The sequence below is a fragment of the Stagnimonas sp. FW305-C-60 genome (assembly GCF_058782965.1).
In genome coordinates, this window is record NZ_JBYSYF010000006.1 from 1 (window position 1) to 20843 (window position 20843).

General features: G+C 69.8%; 12 protein-coding genes. 5 read left to right on the plus strand and 7 right to left on the minus strand.

Annotated features, from left to right (window positions below):
* Window positions 1–213 precede the first annotated feature (213 nt).
* From rsmA to AC3WT6_RS14870, 4 genes are all read right to left on the minus strand, one after another.
* Complete coding sequence (gene rsmA, locus AC3WT6_RS14855) at window positions 214–990, minus strand: 16S rRNA (adenine(1518)-N(6)/adenine(1519)-N(6))-dimethyltransferase RsmA (RefSeq protein WP_492654385.1); 777 nt, start codon at window positions 988–990, stop codon at window positions 214–216.
* Window positions 987–1982 carry a 4-hydroxythreonine-4-phosphate dehydrogenase PdxA gene (gene pdxA / locus AC3WT6_RS14860; protein ID WP_492654386.1) on the minus strand — a complete coding sequence of 332 codons (996 nt, stop codon included), beginning with the start codon at window positions 1980–1982 and terminating at the stop codon, window positions 987–989. The genes rsmA and pdxA overlap by 4 nt, the downstream gene beginning before the upstream one ends.
* Before the next feature lie 4 nt (window positions 1983–1986).
* Window positions 1987–3312, minus strand: a complete 1326-nt coding sequence (locus AC3WT6_RS14865; RefSeq protein WP_492654387.1) for a peptidylprolyl isomerase — start codon at window positions 3310–3312, stop codon at window positions 1987–1989.
* An 83-nt stretch (window positions 3313–3395) separates the two neighbouring features.
* Window positions 3396–5570, minus strand: coding sequence for an LPS-assembly protein LptD (locus AC3WT6_RS14870; protein ID WP_492654388.1), 2175 nt, complete (start codon window positions 5568–5570; stop codon window positions 3396–3398).
* A gap of 82 nt (window positions 5571–5652) precedes the next feature.
* Between AC3WT6_RS14870 and AC3WT6_RS14875 the strand changes: the two genes are divergently transcribed.
* From AC3WT6_RS14875 to pbpC, 5 genes are all read left to right on the plus strand, one after another.
* Window positions 5653–6693 carry an aminoglycoside phosphotransferase family protein gene (locus AC3WT6_RS14875; protein WP_492654389.1) on the plus strand — a complete coding sequence of 347 codons (1041 nt, stop codon included), beginning with the start codon at window positions 5653–5655 and terminating at the stop codon, window positions 6691–6693.
* A 4-nt stretch (window positions 6694–6697) separates the two neighbouring features.
* Window positions 6698–7354, plus strand: a complete 657-nt coding sequence (murU, locus tag AC3WT6_RS14880; RefSeq protein ID WP_492654390.1) for an N-acetylmuramate alpha-1-phosphate uridylyltransferase MurU — start codon at window positions 6698–6700, stop codon at window positions 7352–7354.
* A 54-nt stretch (window positions 7355–7408) separates the two neighbouring features.
* Window positions 7409–7798, plus strand: coding sequence for an OsmC family protein (locus AC3WT6_RS14885; protein WP_492654391.1), 390 nt, complete (start codon window positions 7409–7411; stop codon window positions 7796–7798).
* A 68-nt stretch (window positions 7799–7866) separates the two neighbouring features.
* Window positions 7867–13839: an alpha-2-macroglobulin family protein gene (locus tag AC3WT6_RS14890; RefSeq protein WP_492654392.1), complete on the plus strand. Its 5973-nt coding sequence runs from the start codon at window positions 7867–7869 to the stop codon at window positions 13837–13839.
* A gap of 22 nt (window positions 13840–13861) precedes the next feature.
* On the plus strand, window positions 13862–16183 hold the full coding sequence (gene pbpC / locus AC3WT6_RS14895; RefSeq protein WP_492654393.1) for a penicillin-binding protein 1C: 2322 nt from the start codon (window positions 13862–13864) through the stop codon (window positions 16181–16183).
* Here pbpC and AC3WT6_RS14900 read toward each other — a convergent pair.
* The 3 genes from AC3WT6_RS14900 to rimO form a co-directional block, all read right to left on the minus strand.
* Complete coding sequence (locus AC3WT6_RS14900) at window positions 16173–17744, minus strand: HD domain-containing phosphohydrolase (RefSeq protein ID WP_492654394.1); 1572 nt, start codon at window positions 17742–17744, stop codon at window positions 16173–16175. The genes pbpC and AC3WT6_RS14900 overlap by 11 nt on opposite strands.
* Window positions 17741–19225, minus strand: a complete 1485-nt coding sequence (locus tag AC3WT6_RS14905) for a sensor histidine kinase (RefSeq protein WP_492654395.1) — start codon at window positions 19223–19225, stop codon at window positions 17741–17743. The genes AC3WT6_RS14900 and AC3WT6_RS14905 overlap by 4 nt, the downstream gene beginning before the upstream one ends.
* 169 nt (window positions 19226–19394) lie before the next feature.
* Window positions 19395–20765, minus strand: coding sequence for a 30S ribosomal protein S12 methylthiotransferase RimO (gene rimO, locus AC3WT6_RS14910; RefSeq protein ID WP_492654396.1), 1371 nt, complete (start codon window positions 20763–20765; stop codon window positions 19395–19397).
* Between the last annotated feature and the right edge of the window lie 78 nt (window positions 20766–20843).

The following is a 20843-nucleotide window of genomic DNA, read 5'->3' on the forward strand; positions in this document are numbered from 1 at the left end:
AGAAAAGTGAGTCGCCAAGAGGCGAAAGAAAGCTATCAGGCCCTGCGAAGTCAGCAGAGCGCGAACGCGCGAACCACACACCCGTAAACCAACGCGAAGGCCAAGCACTCCGCCACGGCATTCCCCCTCCCCTAGCCCCTCCCCGCAAGGGGGAGGGGGACTTTGGATGGCGCAGGGGCAACAGCGGCGCTCGTCGCGACGAACCGCGCTCGCTCAGAGCTGCATTGCCAGCCGCCCGAAGGCCTCCGGCGGCAAGGTCTCCGCGCGCAGGCCGGGATCAATGCTCGCGGCGCGGATCGCGTCGGCCGGCATCAGGCTCTTGAGCGCGTTCGAGAGCGTCTTGCGCCGCTGCGAGAAGGCGGCGGTCACCACCCGGTCGTAGCGGGCGAGATCACCAAGCGGGAAGGGCGCCGGGCGCGGAGTCACCCGCACCACCGCGGAATCGACCTTGGGCGGCGGATTGAAGCTGCCGGGGCCGACCTTGAACAGCCAGTCGCAGTCGGCGCGCGCCGCCAGCGTCACGGTCAGCCGGCCGTAGTCGTCGGTATCGGGATCGGCGCACATGCGGTCGACCACTTCCTTCTGCAGCATGAAGTGCATGTCGCGGATGCGGTCGGCGTACTGCAGCAGGTGGAACAGCAGCGGCGTGGAGATGTTGTAGGGCAGGTTGCCGACCAGCCGCAGCTGGCCTTCGGCCGGCGCCAGCGCGCCGAAGTCGACGGTCAGCGCGTCGGCCTCGATCACCGTCAGCTTGCCGGCGTGCTCGCCGCAGGCGGCGCGCAGCGGTGCCAGCACGTCGCGGTCGAGCTCCACCACGGTCAGCGCCGGCACCCGCGCGATCAGCGGCACGGTGAGCGCGCCCAGGCCGGGGCCGATCTCCACCAGGGTGTCGCCGGGCTGCGGGTTGAGCGCCTGGATGATCCGCTCGATCACCCGGCCGTCGTGCAGGAAGTGCTGGCCGAAATGCTTCTTGGCCTTGTGGCTGCTCATGTGCGGGCCTTGAGGGCGAGATCGCGGGCCAGCTCCACCGCCGCCCGCAGCGAGCCCAGCTCGGCCTGGCCGCTGCCGACCAGATCCAGGGCGACGCCGTGATCGACGCTGGTGCGGATGATCGGCAGGCCCAGGGTGATGTTCACCGCCTGGCCGAAGCCGGCGTGCTTGAGCACCGGCAGGCCCTGGTCGTGGTACATCGCCAGCACCGCGTCGCCGCGCGCCAGCACCTTGGGCGTGAACAGGGTGTCGGCGGGCAGCGGGCCTTCCAGCCGCCAGCCCTGGGCGCGCAGGCGCGCCAGCACCGGTTCGATCACCTCGATCTCCTCGCGGCCGAGATGGCCGCCTTCGCCGGCATGCGGGTTGAGGCCGCAGACCAGGATGCGCGGCTGCCGGAGGCCGAACTTGCGTTCAAGGTCGGCGTGCAGCACCCGCAGGGTCTGCTCCAGGCGCTCGGCGGTGATCGCCGCCGGCACGGCTGACAAGGGCAGATGGGTGGTGACCAGGGCCACGCGCAGCTCACCGGCCGCCAGCAGCATCACCGGAAGCGGCGCGCCGCTGCGCTCGGCGAGAAATTCGGTATGGCCGCTGAAAGGCACGCCGGCCTCGTTGATGATGCCCTTGTGCACCGGGCCGGTGACCAGGGCGTCGGCGCTGCCGGCGAGGCAGGCGTCGCAGGCCAGGCGCAGGGCCTCCAGCACATGGGCGGCGTTGCGGCGGTCGAGCTGGCCCGGTGTTTCCGGCACCGCCAGCGGCAGCGGCCAGTTCCACAGCTCGCCAGCGGGCAGCTCGCCAGTCGCGGTGCCCGCTTGCCAGGGCCGCAATTGCAGTGGCAGGCCCAGGCGCTGGGCGGCGCGCTGCAGGGCGGCAGGGTCGGCGAGGGCGATCAGCGCGGCGCCGGGCACCGGGGCCTGCGCCAGTCGCACCGCCAGTTCCGGACCGATGCCGGCGGGCTCGCCCGGCGTCAGCAGCAGGCGCGCGGCGGCGGTCACCGACTCAGGACTGCTCGTCGGTGCCGGCCGTCTTGCCGTCGGCGCGCCGCAGCTCGATGTAGGCCTCGTCGCGCAGGCGGCGCACCCAGAGCTCGTACTCCTCGGCGCTCTTGCGGGCGATGATCGCCTGCCGCGCCTTGAGCCGGCGGGTCTCTTCGGTGATGTCGCGGGTGCGGCGCTCGGTCAGCCGGACGATGTGCCAGCCGAACTGGCTGTGGAACGGCGCCGAGGTCTCGCCCGGCTGCAACTGGTCCAAGCGGATCTGGAACTCCGGTACGAACACGCCCACCGGCTGAAAGCCGAGATCGCCGCCGGCGTTCTTGGAGCCGGGATCGTCGGAATACTGCTTGGCCAGGGCGTCGAAGTTTTCGCCGGCCTTGAGGCGCTTGGCGAGATCCTGCGCCTGCGCCAGGGTGGCGTCCTCGTCGCGGATGGCATTGGCCTGCAGCAGGATGTGCTGGGCGCGGGTTTCGGTGACGCTCTGCGCCTCACCGCCGCCGCGCTTGCCGGCCAGCTTGATCAGGTGATAGCCGCCGGCGGATTCCAGCACCTCGCTCATCTCGCCCTGCTTGAGCTTGCCGACCACGCCGGCGAACAGGCTGGGCAGGTCCGAGCCCTTACGCCAGTCGAGGTCGCCGCCCTGCAGCGCCTGCTGACCGTCGGATTCCGCCGCCGCCAGCTGGGCAAAGTCCTCGCCCTTGTTGAGCCGCTCGACCAGCTTCTGGATCTTGGCGCGCGCGGCTTCGCGCTGCTCGGCCGTGGCGCCTTCCGGCAGCGCCACCAGGATGTGCGAGAGGCGGTATTCGGTGTCGTCCACCGCGCTGCGGTTGGCGAGGAACAGGTCGATGTCCTGGTCGGTGACCACCACCCGGCTCTCGACCTCCTTCTGGCGCACGCGGGCGATCAGCACCTCGTCGCGCACCTGCTCGCGCACGGCGAGAAAGTCCAGGCCGTCCTTGCGCACCGCGTCGGCGAAGGCGGCCAGGGTCAGGCCGTTCTGCGCGGCGATGTTGTTGAGCACCTCGTTGAGCTCGCGGTCGTCGATGCGGATGCCGGCTTCGGCCGCCTTCTGCGTCTGCAGGCGGTTGGTGACCAGCCGCTCCATCACCTGGGTGCGCAGCACGTCCTCGCGCGGCGGAGTGATGCCGCGCTCGCGCAGCTGGGCGGTGCTCATGCCCAGCGCGCGGTCCAGCTCGCTTTGCAGGATCACGCCGTCGTTGACCACCGCGATGATGCGGTCCAGGGGTTGCGGCGCTGCCTGGGCGCTGGCGGCCAGCAGCAACAGGGAGCCTAGGAGCGGGCGCAGGCGGAGCAGGAGCGGAGCGGACATTGCGCGGATTACGTGGTGAAACCAGGGGGCGGGAAGGGTAGCACGAAGGTCCGGAACGGCCGGACCCGCGGACGTCAGAGACTTCAGTCGTCTCCCAGTGGACGGTCATCACCAGGCAGAAGTTCATCGAAGCCGGCGCCGAAGCGGCTTAAGCCCTTCAGCTCCAGCTGCAGGTAGACGCCGCTGTTGAACTCGCCGGCACTGTTGACCAGATAGCGGCGGTAGGAGCCACGCAGCGCCCAGCAGCAGGTTTCGTACTCGACGCCGGCCAGGGCGTCGAGCGTGCGGTCGTCGCGCAGCGAGTGGCGCAGCCGCCCGGCGAGACGCCAGGCGCTGCTGACCGGCGCCGACAGGCTCAGGTCGGTCTGCTCCAACAGGCCTTCGCGGAAACGGTAGGCGAGGTCGCTGCGCAGGCCGTTGTTGCGGTAGCGCAGGGCCATGCCGGTGCGGTTGAAGCGGCCGCTGTCCGGCGACCATTGCAGGGTGCTGGTGGCCGACAGGCCCTGCATCAGACGCATTTCCAGGCCGGCCAGGTAGTCGCTGCTGCCGGCGTCCAGGCTGCTGGCGTCGGGCAGGGTCACCCGCGATTCGGTGAAGCGGTAGATCTGCCCGAAGCTGGCCGCCAGGCGGGTGGCGCCGGTGCCGGCATCGAGCTTGCGCCAGGTCAGCGCGGTGGTCAGCTGGTTGGCGTCGGCGATGCGGTCGAGGCCAGAGAAGCGGTTGCGGGCGAACAGCCTGGGCACGTCGTAGTCGGTCTCGCCGGTGTCGAACACCGGCAGCGCGCTCTGCTCGCGGTAGGGCACGTACAGATAGAACAGCCTTGGCTCCAGCAGCTGCAGGCCGCCGCTGCCGTCGAACTTGTAGAAGCGCAGGCCGGCGTCGGCCGAAAAGATCGGCAGCGTGCGCTCCGGGTTGTCGTCGCCGCTGCTGTTGTTGCTGAGCTGATAGCGGGTGTGGTTGAGATCGAGCTGGGTGCGGCCGAACATCGCGCCGAGATCGCGGCTGTAGCGCACATAGGGTTGCAGGGTCTGGCGCAGGCCCTCCACCGAATCCGGACGGGTGAAGTTGACCGCCTGGGCGGTGATGCCGGCGCGGGTGTCGTGCCAGTCCTCGCGGGTCAGGGCTTCAAAGCGCAGCTCCGGCAGGCGGCGATAGGGATCGTCCACCGCGGTGAAGGCCGAGGCCAGGGGCTGGAAGTCCTGCACCAGCGCCTGGATGCTGTAGGCCCCAGGCGACTGGTAGGTGAGGCGGGCGCTGCGCTCCAGGTGGGTGAGCGAGGAGAAATCCACCACCCGGCTCAAGTCTTCGAAGTAGTTGGGGTCGCTGACTTCGGCGTAGTTGATCTCCAGCGCCAGCCGGCTGCTGAGCAGGCCGTTGTGCACGAACTCACTGCTGCCGCGCGAGCGGCCGAACTGCTGATCGTTCGCCAGGTATTCGAAGCGGCTACGGCCCTCGGCCCTGGGCAGCAGGTAACGGCCGGCCAGCGCCACCTGATTGCCGCGGTCGCTCATCAACCGAGGCGTGAGAATGGCGTCGTAGTTGGGTGCCAGGTTCAGATAGATCGGCCAACTGAAGTCGATGCCAGTCCGGCTGTCGCTGCCCAGCGAGGGGAACAGCATGCCGCTGCGGCGGCGGTCGTCGATCGGGAATTGCAGATAGGGCGTGTAGAGCACCGGCACGCCGGCGATGCGGATGGTGGCGTTGCGGGCGGTGCCCAGGCCTTCCTCGCGGTTCAGGTGCAGCCGGCCGGCGGTGATGGTCCAGCTATCGTCGCCGGGCGAGCAGGAGGTGTAGCTGATCTCCTGGGCGCTGGCCTCGCCGGCGCGGCTGAGCTGGATGCTGCGTGCACTGCCGCGCGCGCCGACCTTGCCGAGGGTGAATTCGCTGTTCTCGAACAGGCCGGTCTCGCTGCCGAGGTCGAACTGCGCGCGCTCGGCCTGGATCAGGTAGTCCTCGTTGCGGAACTGCGAGGCCTTGTTGATCTGGATGCGGCGCAGCTCGTCGTTGTATTGCAGCGCGTCGGAGACGAACTCCTTGTCGCCCAGGCGCAGCCGCACCGAGCCGGCGAGATCGGCCAGGCCCTCGCGCTCGGCGCGCAGGCTGTCGGCGGTGAGCACCAGCTTGTCCAGCGGCGAACTCGGCAGCGCGCCCAGCTCCAGCTGTTTGCACATGGCCGGCTCGGGAGCTTCGGTCTGGGCCGGCGCCAGGGTCGGCAGGCCGAGCAGCAGCAGGAGCGGAAGGCGGCGGAGCAGGGCCAAGGGAGGCAAGCCAGACGGCGGGAAGGGCGCGCAGTATCCCGCCTCGCCACCTCCGGCGGCAACGGCGCGGGGCAGACTCGCGATGAAGGCTTCAATACACTGCCCGCCTTTACGCACCACCGCCGCACCGCCAGTGACCGCCAATCCGCCCGATGCCCGCGCCGCCGCCGCGCGCCAGTTCGCCCTCGCCAGTCTGGGCCTGGACGACGCCCGCTTCGCGCCGGCCTCCGCCGACGCCAGCTTCCGCCGCTACTTCCGTCTGGAAGCCCAGGGCCAGAGCTGGGTGGTGATGGACGCGCCACCGGAGCGCGAGGACTGCCGGCCGTTTGTGCAGGTCGCACAGCTGATGCTCGACGCCGGCCTCAACGCGCCGCGCATCCTCGGCCAGGATCTCGAGCAGGGCTATCTGCTGCTTTCCGACCTCGGCCGCCAGACCTTTCTGCACGTCATCACCGACGACAATGCCGACGCCCTGTTCGCCGACGCCATCGCCGCCCTGGTGCAATGGCAGGCGGCCAGCCGCGAGGGCGTGCTGCCGCCTTACGACGCGGCGCTGCTGGAGCGCGAGCTGGCGCTGTTCCCCGATTGGTACGTGGCCCGACACCTGGGCCGTGAGCTGAGCGCCGAGCAGAAGGACTGGTGGCGCCAGAGCTGCCAGGTGCTGGTCGATGCCGCGCTGGCGCAGGCGCGGGTCTATGTGCACCGCGACTACATGCCGCGCAACCTCATGGTCTCGGCGCCCAGCCCCGGCGTGCTGGACTTCCAGGACGCGGTGCACGGCCCGATCAGCTACGACGTGGTGAGCCTGTTCAAGGACGCCTTCCGCTCCTGGCCGGAGCCCCGCGTCGAGGCCTGGCGTAGGCAGTACTGGCAGGCCGCGCGCGCCGCCGGCCTGCCGGTGCCGGCCGAGCTGACCGCCTTCGAGCGCGACTTCGACCTGATGGGCCTGCAACGCCATCTCAAGGTGCTGGGCATTTTCGCCCGCATCAACTACCGCGACGGCAAGCCGCACTACCTCGCCGACACCCCGCGCTTCATCGCCTACGTGCGTCCGGTGGCGGCGCGCTATCCGGAGCTGGCGCCGCTGCTCAAGCTGTTCGACTCGCTGGGTCTGGAGGCCTGAGCGGGTGAAAGCCTTCGTACTCGCGGCGGGGAGGGGCGAACGCATGCGCCCGCTCACCGACCAGCACCCCAAGCCGCTGCTGCCGGTGGCCGGCAAGCCGCTGATCGAATGGCATCTGGAAAAGCTGGCGGCGGCCGGGCTGCGCGAGGTGGTCATCAACCTCGGCTGGCTGGGCGCGCAGATTCCGGCGGCGCTGGGCGATGGCTCCCGCCTGGGCCTGCGGCTGGCCTATTCGGACGAAGGCTGGCCGGCGCTGGAGACCGGCGGCGGTATCTTCCGCGCGCTGCCGCTCCTGGGCGAGGCGCCCTTCCTGCTGGTCAATGGCGATGTCTGGACCGACTACGACTTCGCCGCACTGCGCGCGCGCGGCCTGGTGGCCGGCGAGCTGGCGCATCTGGTGCTGGTGCCCAACCCGCCTCAGCACCCCGGCGGTGACTTCTCGCTGGTCGATGGCCGGGTCGGCGAGGGCGAGCCGAAGCTCACCTACAGCGGCATCGCCCTGCTGCATCCGCAGTTGTTCGCCGGCTGCGCCGACGGCGCCTTTCCACTGGCGCCGCTGCTGCGGCGGGCGATGGCGCAGGGCCGGGTTTCGGGGGCGCTGCATACCGGGCAATGGGCGGACATCGGCACGCCCGAGCGCCTGGCCGCAATCGGCGCCTGAGGCCGCCAGGGCGATAAGCTCTGAGCCCCGTCTATCCCATCCCCCGGAGTTTCGATGATCAGCGTACGCAAGGCGCCGCAAGGCAAGCTCGCCCACCAGATCAGTGTCGGCAGTCACCAGTTCATCACCGACGTCGGCCTGGCCGAGGGTGGCGATGGCCTGGGCCCGGACCCGCACGATCTGCTCGACTCCGCGCTGGGCGCCTGCACCGCGCTGACGGTGATGATGGTGGCGCGGCGCAAGCAGATGCCGCTGGAAGACGTGCAGGTGAGCATCAGCCATGTCGACGCCGACGGCCTGTACCGGCTCAACCGCCAGATCCGCTTCGTCGGCGCGCTCAGCGCCGAGCAGCGCGACTACCTCTTGGCCATCGCCAACAAATGCCCGATCCACCGGGCCCTGCACGGGCGCTTCGAGGTGGAGACGGTGCTGGCTGCCGGTTAGCCACGCCGGGTTCATCTGCGCCGCCCTAAGATGCGCGGGCAGGGAAGCGGCGAACCAGGGAGAGCGCAATGCGCGTGCTGACGGCGGTGTGGACGGTGGTGCTGGGGATCTTCGCGGGCCTCAAGGATTTTCTCGGCACCGTGCTCGGAGGCTTTCTCGGCGAGCTGGCCTGGCAGCCGCCGGCCTGGCTGCAAACCCTGCTCGACGCGCTGCTGCCCCGGCTGCGCGCCGCTCGTGACTGGCTGCACGCCCACCCGCGCGAATCCGGCCTCGCCCTGGCGGTGGCGCTGCTGCTGCTCGCCGCCGGCCTGGGCGGCTGGCGTTGGTGGCAGTCGCGGCCGCAGCCACAGACCCTGACGTTCAGCGTCGAGGCGCCGGCGCTCACCTGCTATGCCTGCGAGGCCCCCAACGACGCGCCCAAGCCGCTGGTGTTGCGCTTCAGCGCCTCGGCGGCGGCGCTGGATCTGGTCGAGAAGGAGATCGCTCCCGCCAGTGATCTGATCCGGATGAGCCCGGCCCAGCCCGGCCAGTGGCGCTGGAGCGACGACAAGACCCTGCAATTCACCCCCAGCCAGGACTGGCCGGTGGGCGCCCACTACCAGGTTGATCTCAACCGCAAGGGCCTGGTCGCCGCACATCTCACGCTGCAGGACTACGGCTTCGAGTTCGACAGCAAGCCCTTCACCGTCAGCATCGCCGAGGCGAGCTTCGACCAGGACCCGGTGAACCCCGCCAACAAGACCGCGATCCTGGGCCTGCGCTTCAGCCATCCGGTGAATCCGGACTCGCTGCAAGACCGCATCAGCCTCGCCTATTTCGACCGCCTCACCGATGAAAAGGAGGTCGAGCGCGAGCGGCCGCTGACCACGCTCAACTTCGACGCCAAGCGCCTCAACGCCTATGTACGCACCGCCGCGCTGGCGACACCGGCCAAGTCCGGTCGCCTGCACTTCGTGGTCGCGCCCGGCATCGCCAGCAGCCTGCCGGGGCCGGCGGCGCAGGCCGAGCTGGCGGCGGATGTCAGCGTGCCTGGCCGCTACGCCTTGCAGGTCGGCGAGCTGGCGACGCGCATTGCCCGCGATGTCGATGACAACCCGGTGCAGTTGCTGACCCTCTCGCTTTCGCATTCCAGCACCGAGGCCGAGGTGCAGAGCCATGTCCAGGCCTGGCTGCTGCCGCTGCGGCACCCGGATGCGGGCAAGCAGAAGGAGTGGGAGAAGAATTTCGAGAGCTTCAATGGCCAGCCCTATCCCTGGGGGCAGGAAAACATCGGCACCACGCCGCCGGCCGGCACTGAGCCCTTGAAGCTCGACCACAATCCGCTGGAGACCGAGCACGCGCAGGAGCACAGCTTCGGCCACGCCGCCGAGCCCGGCCGCTGGCTGCTGGTGCGGGTGGCGGCGGGGATGAAGTCCTTCGGCGGCTACGAACTGGAGAAGTCCAGCCAGCTCGCCTTGCAGGTGCCGGACTATCCGCCGGAGCTGCGGGTGATGGGCAAGGGCGCGCTGCTGGCGATGGGCGGTCCGAAGAAGCTCAGCGTGTTCAGCCGCGACCTGCCCGGGCTGCGGGTGGAAGTCGGCCGCCTGCTGCCGCGCCAGTTGCAGCATCTGGTCACCCAGTCCGGTGGCGAGCTGGCCACGCCCTACTGGAACAACTGGCAGTTCGACGAGAGCAACATCAGCGAGCGCCTGGAAAAGGTGCTGACGCTGCCGGCGCTGCCGCACGGCACGCCGCAGTACACCGCGCTCGACCTCGCGCCGTTCCTGGCCGAGGGCCAGGAGAGCAGGCGCGGCATCTTCTTCCTGCGCGTCCACGGCCATGACCCAGTCAGCCACAACGACATCTCGGTGGCCGGCGACGAGGGCAGCGGCGAGGGCTACGAGGCGCGCGTCACCGACACCCGGCTGATCGTGGTCACCGATCTGGGCCTGGTGCTCAAGCGCAACAAGGACGGCAGCCGCGAGGTGTTCGTGCAGTCCATCCTCAGCGGCCAGCCGCTGGCTGGGGTGAGCGTCGAGGTGATCGGCAAGAACGGCGAGCCGGTGCTGAGCCGCGACACCGACGAGCAGGGCCATGCCCGCCTGCCCGATCTGAGCGACTACCGCAACGAGCGCCAGCCGGTGCTGCTGCTGGCCCGCAAGGCTGGCGATCAGTCCTTCCTGCCGCTGGACGGGCGGGTCTCCTCGCTGGACCTGTCGCGTTTCGATGTCGGCGGCGTCTCCCAGGCCACCGAGCCGGGCGCGCTGTCGGTGTTCCTGTTCAGCGACCGTGGACTGTACCGGCCGGGCGAGCGCGCCGAGCTGGGCGTGATCGTGCGCGCCGCCGACTTCGATCACCCGCTGCCGCGCACGCCGCTGCGCTACACCATCACCGACCCGCGCGGCGCGGTGGTGCTGGACCAGCGCCGGCCGCTGCCGGAAGACGGCTTCGACAGCCTCGCCTACACCAGCCGCCCGAGTTCGGCCACCGGCGCCTACAACCTCAACGTGTTCCTGCCGCAGCCCAACGGCGAGCAGCTTCTGGGCAGTTTCTGGTTCAAGGTCCGCGAGTTCGAGCCGGACCGGCTGAAGATGCGCCTGGACTTCGAGCCGGCGCGCGCGCAGGGCTGGGTGTCACCGGAGGCGCTCGCCGCCCGCGTCGATCTGCAGAACCTGTTCGGCACGCCGGCGCAGTCGCGGCGCGTCAGCGCGGAGATGAACCTCACGCCCTGGCTGCCGGCCTTCGCCGGCTTTGAGGACTACCGCTTCAACGATCCGCAGGCGGCGCGCGAGGGTTTCACCGAGGCGCTGGCCGATACCCAGACCGACGAGCAGGGCCAGGCCACCTTGGCGCTGGATCTGAAGCGCTTCGCGCGCGCGACCTACCGCGTGCATCTCACCGCCCGCGGCTTCGAGCCGGACGGCGGTCGCGGCGTCACCGCCGAGGCGGCGCAGATCGTCTCCGGCCTGCCGTACCTGATCGGCTGGAAGGCCGACGGCGATCTCGACTACGTCAGCCAGAGCGTGCCGCGCAGCGTCAAGCTCCAGGCGCTGGACCCGCAGGCGCAGCGCACCGCGGTGAAGGAGTTGCAGCTCAAGCGCTACCAGCGCAAGTACGTGAACGTGCTGATCCGCCGCCCCAACGGCAGCTACCAGTACGAGTCGCGACAGAAGGATGTGCTGCTGTCGGCGCAGGCCTACGCGCTGCCGGTGAGCGGCGCCGAGCTGAAGCTGGAGGCCAGCGAGCCGGGCAGCTACTTCTATCTGCTGGTCGATGCCGAGGGCCAGAGCTACGCCAACATCCCCTACCGCGTCGCCGGCGCCGGCGATGTCAGTCGCAGCCTTGAGAAGAACGCCGAGTTGCAGATGGTGCTGTCGAAGAAGGACTACGCGCCCGGCGAGGAGATCGAGCTGAGCCTGGTCGCGCCCTATGTCGGCAGCGGCCTGATCACCATCGAGCGCGAGAAGGTGCTGAGCTGGCAATGGTTCCAGGCCGAGACCACCGCCAGCGTGCAGCGCATCCGGGTGCCGGCCGATCTGATCGGCTCGGCCTATGTGCATGTGATCTTCCTGCGCGACCCCGGCAGTGCCGAGATCCACGCCTCGCCGATGAGCCACGGCGTGCAGCCGTTCTCGGTGTCCCTCGACGCGCGCCGCAACGGCCTGAGCCTGAAGGCGCCGGCCAAGCTCAAGCCGGGCGAGACCCTGCGCATGCAGCTCAGCGCCCTGCGCCCCGGCCGCGCGGTGGTCTACGCGGTGGATGAGGGCATTTTGCAGGTGGCGCGCTACCAGACGCCGCAGCCGCTGGAGTACTTCTTCCAGAAGCGCAGCCTGGACGTGGACACCTTGCAGATTCTCGATCTGGTGCTGCCCTCGTTCCGCGCGCTGATGCCGGGCGCGGCACCTGGCGGCGACGCCGATGGCGCGCTCGGAAAGCATCTCAATCCGTTCCGGCGCAAGACCGATCCGCCGGTGGCCTGGTGGAGCGGCATCGTTGCGGTCGGCCCTGAGCCACGCAGCCTGGAATGGACGGTGCCGGAGAGTTTCAACGGCAGCCTGCGGTTGATGGCGGTGGGCGTCGATGCCCAGGGCATGGGCCAGGCCGAGACGCGGGCTACCGTGCGCGGTGACTTCACCCTGCTGCCCAATGCGCCGCTGGCGGTGGCGCCGGGCGACGAGTTCGAGGTCAGCACCGGCGTCGCCTTCAATGCCGAGGAGGCCAAGGGCGAAACCGCGGTGCAGGTGCAGTTGCAGCCTTCGGCCAATCTGGAAGTGCTGGGCGCGACGCAGCAGTCGCTGGGCATGAAGCCGCTCAGTGAGGCGGTGGTGCGCTACCGCCTGCGCGCCAAGGACGAACCCGGCCCGGCGGAGCTGCGCTTCAGCGTCAAGGGCGGCGCCTACAGCGCCAAGCTGGGCGCGACGCTGTCGGTGCGTCCGGCCACGCCCTACCGGGTGCAGCTCGATGCCGCCAGCGTGCCGGCGGGCAAGAGCGTCGAGCTGCCGCTCACTCGCAGCCTGTATCCGCAGCACCGCGAACTGGAGGTGAGCGTTTCGCCGCTGCCCCTGGCGCTGGCGCATGGACTGGCCGCCTGGCTGGGCAATTACGCGCATGCCTGCACCGAGCAACTGGTGAGCATGGCGATGCCGGCGCTGGTGCTGTCCGCGCGGCCGGAGTTCGGCGCGCTGAAGACCGCCAAGGGCGGCGATCTCGACGGCAGCTACGCCGAGCTGGCCAGCCGGCAGACGCCGGACGGTGGCTACCGCCTGTGGCCGAACGGCGCCGAGGCGGAGTTCGTCTCGGTCTACGTCCAGCACTTCCTGCTGGAGGCCGCCGAGCGCGGCCGGCCGGCACCGGGCGAGCTGATCGAGGCCGGCAACCGCTACCTGCTGCGGCTGGCGCGCCGCGACGGCGACAACCTCGAACAGGAGCGCAATGCTGCCTACGCGATCTACCTGCTGACCCGGCAAGGCCAGGTGATGAGCGCCGAGGCCGACGCCCTGCGCGGCCGCCTGGACGCGAACTGGAAAAACCGCTGGGAAAGCGACGCCACCGCCGCCTGGCTGGCCGCCGCCTACCAGCGCATGCAGCAGCAGGCGCTGGCGGACAAGCTCATCGCCCGGGTCAAGCTCGGCCGCCAGGCCGGGCATTACTACGACCGCTATCACAGCGCGATGGCGACCGACGCCGAGCTGTTCTACGTGCTGGCCAAGCACTTCCCCAAGCGCCTCGCGGTCTATGGGCCGGAGTTCGTCGCCAACCTGGTCGCCGAGCTGCGCGACAACCGCTACCAGTCGCTGTCCGCCGCCACCAGCATCCTGGCGCTGGATGCCTACGCGCAGGTCGCGGAAGCCAGCGCCACCATGCCCAGCCTCAAGGCCCTGCTGAAAACCGGTGGCGAGCAGGCGCTGAGCCTGCCGCCGGGCTTGTTCCCGCGCGCGCCGGTCAGCGAGGCGACCAAGGCGCTGCGGGTGACCAGCCCGGGTCCGCTGCCGGCCTATGCGCTGCTGAGCCAGGCCGGCTTCGACCGCCAGCCGCCGCCGCCCGCCAGCCAGGGCATGGAGATCCTGCGCAGCTACACCGATCTCGCCGGCAAGCCGGTGAGCCAGGTGCGGCTGGGCGAGGAGATCGAGGTGCATCTGAAGTTCCGCAGCACCGAGCGCGACTGGCTGGGCGATGTCGCCCTGGTCGATCTGCTGCCGGGCGGCTTCGAGATCGTGCAGCCCAGCGGCGCGCCCGCCGAGCAGGTGATGCAGCAGGTGGTGCCGGAGGAGGCCTCCGAGAACGAGGGTGAAAGCGAGGCCAGCGAAGACGCCGGCAATTTCGGCTGCGGCTGTAACTGGCTGAGCTGGCTCTCTGGGGCGCGGCCGACCTATGCCGACTACCGAGAGGATCGCGCCGTGCTCTACGTCGATTTCGGCAAGGACGTCAGCGAGCTCAAATACCGGATCAAGGCCACCGCCGCCGGGCGCTTCCAGATTCCGCCGGCTTACGGCGAGGCGATGTACGAGCCCAGCATCTACGCGCGCGCCGCCGCCGGGCAGATCGAGGTGATCCGGCCTTGAGCCCGGCGGGGCAGGGCAGGCCTTGAGCCGCGCTCGCCTCGCGGCGCTGTCGCTGCTGGCGCTGGCGGCGCTGCTGCTGGCGCTGCGGTTGTGGCCACGGCCGCCGCTGGCGGCGCGCATCCCGCTGTCGACCGCGGTGCTCGACAGCCGGGGCGAGCTGCTGCGCCTGCGCCTGGCCAGCGACGGTCAGTTGCGGCTCTGGCAGCCGCTGTCGGAAATGCCGCCGGCGCTGATCGAGGCGGTGCTGTTGCACGAGGACCGTCATTTCTACTGGCATCCCGGCGTGAATCTGCCGGCCCTGCTGCGCGCGGCGCTGGCCACCGCCAGCGGCGGTGCGCGCCAGGGCGGCTCGACCCTGAGCATGCAGCTGGTGCGCCTGCTGGATCGCCGTCACACCCGCAGCCTGGGCGGCAAGCTCGGCCAGATCGGCGCCGCGCTGTGGCTGGAGGCGCGCTATTCCAAGCGCGAGATTCTCGAGGCCTACCTCAACCTCGCGCCCTACGGCGGCAATGTGCAGGGCGTGGGCGCGGCGGCGCGGCTCTACTTCGGCAAGCGCCCGCGCGAACTCGATCTGGCGCAGACGCTGGCGCTGGCGGTGCTGCCGCAGGCACCCAATGCGCGCGCGCCGGGCGCTGGCGAAACCGCCAGCCTGCGCGCCGCCCGCCTGCGCCTCTACGCACGCTGGCGGCAGGTGCATCCGGCGGCGGCCGAGCAGCGCGCGCTGATCGAGGCGCCGCTGCGCTTCCAGCGCCGGCCGGCGCCGTTCCGCGCGCCGCACTTCAGCGGCGCGCTGCTCGCCGAAGCCGGCGAGACGCCGCCGGCGGAACTGAAGACCACGCTGGACCTGCGCCTGCAAAACCTGCTGGAGCAGCGCCTGCGCCAGCACCTGGCGCCGCTGGCGCGGATCGGCATCGACAACGCCGCGGTGCTGCTGGTCGACAGCCGCGATCTCGGTGTGCGCGCCTGGATCGGCTCGGCCGACTGGTTCAATGCCGGCATCCACGGCCAGGTCGATGGCGTCAGCGCCCGCCGCTCGCCGGGCTCCACGCTCAAGCCCCTGCTCTATGCACTGGCGATGGACCAGGGCCTGATCCATCCGCTCAGCGTGCTCAAGGACTCGCCGACCTATTTCGGCCCCTACGCGCCGGAGAACAACGACGGCGCCTTCCTCGGCCCGATCAGCGCCCACGACGCGCTGATCCGCTCGCGCAACGTGCCGGCGGTGCAGCTCTCGGCGCAGTTGCGCGAGCCCAGCCTGTATCGCTTCCTGAAGAGCGCCGGGGTGGCGCTGCCGCGCAGCGAGCGCCACTACGGCCTGGCGCTGACCCTGGGCGGCGGCGAGGTGTCGATGGTCGAGCTGGCCCAGCTCTACGCCATGCTCGCCAACCGTGGTCTCTGGCGGCCGCTGCGCCGGCTTGCGGAGGAGCCGCAGGTGCCGGGTGAGCGACTGCTGTCGGCCGACGCCAGTTTCATGGTGATGGACATCCTGCGCGACAACCCGCGCCCCGACGAGGCGGTGTGGCGGCCGGCGCGCAACCGCCTCACGCCGGCCTGGAAGACCGGCACCAGTTGGGGCTTCCGCGATGCCTGGACCGCCGGCGTGTTCGGCCCCTATGTGCTGGTGGTCTGGCTGGGCAATTTCGATGGCCGCAGCAATCCCGCCCTGGTCGGCATCCGCAGCGCCGCGCCCCTGTTCTTCGATCTCGCCGACGCCCTCCGCGTCGCCGAACCGGAGCTGGTCGAGCCGGCGTTTCCGCAGCCGCCACGGCTGGCGCGGGTGGAGGTCTGCACCGCCTCCGGTGACCTGCCCAATGCCGACTGCCCGCAGCGCAGCCAGACCTGGTACATCCCCGGCGTCTCGCCGATCCGCCTGAGCAGCGTGCACCGGCGCCTGCGCATCGATAGCCGCAGCGGCCGGCTGGCCTGCCCGGACACGCCGGCGAGCGTCATCCGCGAAGAGGTCTACGAGTTCTGGCCCAGCGAGCTGATGCGGCTCTACGCGCAGGCCGGCATGCCGCGCCGCGCGCCGCCGCCGCCCGGCGACTGCGGCCTGCTGGCGACCACGCCGGCGGGCGAGGCGCCGAGCATCCGTTCGCCGCTGGCGGGTGTGGAATACGCGCTGCGCCCCGAGCAGCTGGGCCAGCAGGTGATCCCTCTGCTGGCCCACGCAGATGGCGCGGTGCGGACGCTCTACTGGTTTGTCGACGGCAGCTATCTGGGCAGCGCCTCCCCCGGCGTGGTCTATGCCTACCGGCCGACGCAGACCGGCCGTCACCAGCTCAGCGTCAGCGACGACGCCGGCCGCAGCAGCGCCCGCGAGCTGCGCTTGCGGCTCAGTGACTGATGTCGACTACATCCATCAGCCGGGTGCGGATTTCCAGAAAGGCGTCGATATTGGCGAGCAGCAGATCGACCAGCTTGGGGTCGAACTGCTTGCCCCGCTGCTCGCGGATCAGCACCAGGATGTCCTCCAGTGGCCAGGCGCTCTTGTAGCAGCGCTCGCTGCCGAGCGCGTCGAAGACATCCGACAGGGCGCTGATGCGGCCGTAGAGGTGGATGTCCTCGCCGCGCAGGCCGCCGGGATAGCCGCGGCCGTCCCAGCGCTCGTGGTGCTGCGCGGCGATGATCTTGGCGGCGCTGAACACCGGCAGATCCTGGCTGCTGAACATGCGGCCACCGATCTCGGCGTGCGTGCGCATCACCTTGGATTCCTCCTCGGTATGGCCGCCGGGCTTTTTCAGGATCGCATCGGGGATGGCGATCTTGCCGACGTCGTGCAGCGGCGCCGCCAGCAGCAGCACTTCGGCCTCGTCCTCGCGCAGGCCGCTGAGCTGGCCGAGCAGGCGCGAGTATTCGCCGACCCGGCGGGCGTGGTTGCCGGTCTCCTGCGAGCGGATCTCCACCGCCTCGCTGAGCATGTAGATCAGCTCGCGCTGGGTGCGGCCGAGCTGCTGGTGCAGCAGGGCATTGTCCAGCGACAGCGTGGCGTTGCGGCAGTACACGTCGAGGATGTGCGCCTCGGGCGTTTGCAGCGGCGTGTCGCTCTCCAGATACAGCGTGAGCTGCTGGCGCTGCTGGCCGACGAGTCTGGCGATGAAGCTGTGAGCGTCGGCGTGCCAACTGCCGTTACGGGGGATCTGGTACTGGCGGGCATCGAGCTGCGGCAGCGCGCCCCGCGCCAGCACTTGGCCGCCCAGTTCAAGGTGGCGGCCACTGCCGGCCAGCACCTTGGCGACGCCGTCCTTGCCCTGTTCCACCAGCAGGCCGCCATAGCCGGGTGGCCGCTGGCTGTGATCGACACCGAGCAGATTGCCCAGCAGCTGCAGGAGGCCATGCCCCAGGCGGTCGGGCTGCTTGCGGCGGAAGACGGTGACCCCGGCATCGACCAGCCGCTCCATCTCGCGGCGGCTGCGGTCCAGGCGCAGGATGTCGCGGTACTGACCCAGCGCGGTGTAGACCAGGGTGAACAGCTTCTTGGCGGTGAGCTCGGTCTTTTCCTTGTAGTCATTGATGTCGTAGCGCATCACCACCTCGCGCTCCGGCGCTTGGCCCGGCTGGCCGGTGCGCAGCACGATGCGGATCATGCGGTTGTGCAGGCGGTTGCGGATGGCATCGACGGCGTCGAGTCCGGCGGTCTCGCGCTCCATCACCACATCGAGCAGCAGCAGGGCGATGTCCGGTGTCTGCTCGACCTGCTCCACCGCCTCGCGGCCAGAGCGGGCGTGCAGGAACTGCAGCGGCTGGCCGTTGAAGCGCAGGCCGTCGAGAGCCAGCTTGGTGACCTCGTGCACCTCCGGATCGTCGTCGGCGATCAGGATCTTCCAGTGCTCGCCCGACTCCTCGCTGGCCTCCGGGCCTTCGGGCGCGAACAGCAGTTCGTCGTCGTCGCCGCTGACTTCGCTCATGCGTGCTCTCCAGGGTGCTTGTCGGTGTCGCCGCTGGCGGGGATTTCCAGCGGCAGGTCCAGATGAAATTCGGTGCCCTGACCGGGCGTCGAGCGGGCTTCGATGCTGCCCTGCAATTGCTGATGCACCAGGCCGAAGACGATGTGCAGTCCCAGCCCGGTGCCACCGGCGCCGCGCTTGGTGGTGAAGAAGGGGTCGAAGATCTGCGGCAGGATCTCGGCAGGTATGCCGCAGCCATCGTCGCGATAGACCAGCTTCAGGCGCTGGCCCTGCTTGCGGGCCTCGATGTCGATATGTCCGGCCTCGTCCTCGCCATAGGCATGGCTCAGCGAGTTGAGCACCAGGTTGGTGATGATCTGCGAGATGGCGCCGGGCAGGGTGTCGATCTCCAGCGTCGGATCGCAGTCGATGCGGATCTGGTGCGCGGTCTTCTTCAGCTGCGGGCTCAAGCTGGTGATGATTTCTTCCAGATACTCGCGGAAGTGCAGGCGGCGGCGCTCCTCGCTGGTCTGGTCCACCGCCACCCGCTTGAAGCTCTGGATCAGATCGGCGGCGCGCCGGGCATTGCCCAGCACCAGCTTGGCGCTCTGCTGGAAGGTCTGCACGAAGCTGCTCAACTGCGAGCGCTTGAGGCTGTTGTCGGCTACCGCCGCTTCCAGCCGCAGCGCCTCGTCGTGCAGGTGCGAGGCGGCGGTGAGGGTGATGCCGATGGGCGTGTTGATCTCGTGAGCGACGCCGGCCACCAGGCCACCCAGCGAGGCCAGGCGCTCGGCGCGTACCAGCTCGCGCTGGGTCTGCTGCAACTGCTCGAGGGCCTGGCGGGTGGCTTCCACCTGGGCGCGCAGCGAGTCGTTGAGCTGGTGCAGTGCCTGCTCGAACTGCTTGCGCTCGGAGATGTCGCGGATCACCGCCGCGCCGTGGCGGCGGCCTTCGAGGTCGAGCACGCCGATCGACACCTCCACCGCCAGCTCGCTGCCATCGGCACGCAGTGCCAGGCGCTCGCGCACCCTACGGCCCTCGGGGCCGGCGTCGAGGCGGTCAAGCTGGCCCAGGTCGCTGTCGCCTTCGGCGCGCGCCGGCAGCAGCTCGGCGATCGGGTGGCCCAGCACCTCGGCGGCGCTGCGGCCGAACATGCGTTCGGCGCCGGCATTGAAGGTCTGGATCAAGCCGCCAGCGCCGAAAGTCAGGATGGCGTCGGGCACCGTGCCCTGCAGCAGCAGGCCGCGGATCTGGTCGTTGCCGGGGCTGGCGCTGCCGGTGGGCGATGTGCCGCTGGTGACGGCCGGTTGGCCGGATTCGGCGGCGAGCTCGGTCCAGCGGTCGAAGATGTCGAGACTGAGGCGTTCCAGCAGGTGCTCGGTCTGCTCGCGCTTGGCCTGCTCGCGGGCCAGGCGCTCGGCGCGCAACTGCTCTTCGTCGAAATTGAGCAGCGGCAGGGGCTCGGGCTCGAACGGCTCGGGCGAGTCTGCGGGCGCGGCCACGGCAGCCTCGAGGGCCTTCAACGCTCTCAGGCGATCCGTCTTGACGACCACCCCGCACCTCCGCTGGCTGCTCAGCCGGCTCCAAGCCGTGAGCGATGCTAGCCCGAACCCGTGGCCAGGCGGATCGGCGGGATCAATGGCCGGCGGCGGCCGACCGACGCTACAGCAGCTAGTCGAGCACTTCGGCGTTGAGGTCGTGGGCGTCGGCCTGCACCACCTCGGCGCGGACGATCTGGCCCGGCTTCAGCGCGCTTTCGGAGGAGAGGTAGACCTTGCCGTCGATTTCCGGCGCGTCGGCCCAGGAGCGGCCGGTGACGATGCCTTCCTCGTCGATCTCGTCGACCATCACCTCGATGACGCTGCCGATCTTCTTCTTGAGCTTGGCCTTGCTGATGCGCGCCTGGGTCTGCATGAACTTCTTCAGCCGCGCCTGGGCGACGTCTTCCGGCACCGCGTTCGGCAGCAGATTGGCGGTGGCGCCTTCCACCGGCGAGTAGACGAAGCAGCCGGCGCGGTCGATCTTCGCCTCCTTGAGCCAGCTCAGCAGTTCCTCGAACTCCGCATCGGTCTCGCCCGGGAAGCCGACGATGAAGGTGCTGCGGATAGTGATGTCCGGGCAGATCTTCCGCCAGGCTTCCAGCCGCCGCAGGGTGTTTTCGGCGAAGGCCGGGCGCTTCATGCGCTTCAACACCGTCGGCGAGCCGTGCTGGAAGGGGATGTCGAGGTAGGGGAGGATCTTGCGCTCCGCCATCAGCGGAATGATCTCGTCGACGTGCGGGTAGGGGTAGACGTAGTGCAGGCGCACCCAGATGCCCAGCTCGGAAAGACCCTTGCAGAGATCAAGCATCGAGCTCTGGTATTCCTGCTCGCGCCAGACGCCGCCGGCGTACTTCAAGTCAGCGCCGTAGGCGCTGGTGTCCTGCGAGATCACCAGCAGCTCCTTGACCCCGGCCTTGGCCAGGCGCTCGGCTTCGCGCAGCACCTCGTCCACCTTGCGCGAGGCCAGCTTGCCGCGCATCGAGGGGATGATGCAGAAGCTGCACTTGTGATTGCATCCCTCGGAAATCTTCAGGTAGGCGTAGTGCTTGGGCGTGAGCTTGACCCCGACATCGTTGTCGGCGGCCTTGCCCTTGCCCTTGCGCGGCGCCGGCAAGAGGTCGAAGCGCGGATCGTGCTTGGGCGGCACCGCCTTGTGCACGGCGGTCATCACCGAGGCGTAGTCCTGCGGGCCGCTGATCGACAGCACGTCGGGGAACTGCTCCAGGATCACGTCCTTCTTGGCACCCAGGCAGCCGGTGACGATCACCTTGCCGTTCTCGGCCATGGCCTCGCCGATGGCGTCCAGCGACTCCTGCACGGCCGAGTCGATGAAGCCGCAGGTGTTGACGATCACCACGTCGGCGGCGTCGTAGCTGGGCGAGGTGACATAGCCCTCGGCGCGCAGCTGGGTGAGGATGCGCTCGGAGTCGACCAGGGCTTTCGGGCAGCCCAGGGAGACGATGCCGACTTTCGGCGAAACGGAGGCGCGGGCTTTGGACATGGCGGGCGGCCAGACTGATAAGGGCGCGAAGTTTACTTGATGCGGCCGGCCGCCCCGAGCCGCGGCCGGCTCCTGCGG